Source organism: Herbiconiux daphne (genome assembly GCF_024979295.1).
Taxonomy (GTDB): domain Bacteria; phylum Actinomycetota; class Actinomycetes; order Actinomycetales; family Microbacteriaceae; genus Herbiconiux; species Herbiconiux daphnes.
The window spans coordinates 1-539 of the sequence record NZ_JANLCJ010000739.1; the positions used below are offsets into that span (position 1 = coordinate 1).

The 539-nt window shown below is 41.6% G+C and carries 2 protein-coding genes; both read left to right on the forward strand.

Annotated features, from left to right (window positions below):
* Positions 1 to 314 (forward strand): phage adaptor protein (locus N1032_RS27430; RefSeq protein ID WP_259543880.1); only part of this gene is annotated, 314 nt, incomplete at its 5' end.
* Between the two features lies 1 nt (position 315).
* On the forward strand, positions 316 to 539 hold a 224-nt coding region (locus N1032_RS27435), incomplete at its 3' end, for a hypothetical protein (protein ID WP_259543882.1).

Below are 539 nucleotides of genomic sequence, written 5' to 3' on the forward strand. Positions count from 1 at the left end.
AATGCTTGCCAGCTTTTACCCGTATTGGGAATCAGTTAATCCTTAAGCCAGTGCTTAAAGATGGTGATGTAATCACACTGATTTATTACAAGCTGATTCAACATGCTCAGAACATTACTGATAGCCCACCTCACTTTAAGAAAGGCCCTGATGTAATGCTTTATCTTTCCCTACGTCATGCATCCCTATTCCTACGTGATAATGATATGGGGCAATATTGGGAACAGAAAGCGCAAGAGGCTGTTGCTGGTCTACAGGCTAAGATTGAAAGTGAACGGTGGAACGGCTCAACTATTGTTATTCCGGGTAAGTGATATGGCTAATCATTTTAAGCTTAACTTTCCAATTGAAAGCCCGGAGGCTTACAAGTTTTGGGGAAGCAAGCATAAGCTCAACAGGATTAAGGCAATCATTGCCTTTAGTCTTGATGTAGATAATGCCAATGACAACCTACGCCGTGCAGGTTACTACAACCTGTACCGGAAACGGATGTTAAAACATTACAGCAAATATGTTAACGATCCTCAAATGAAGGCGAT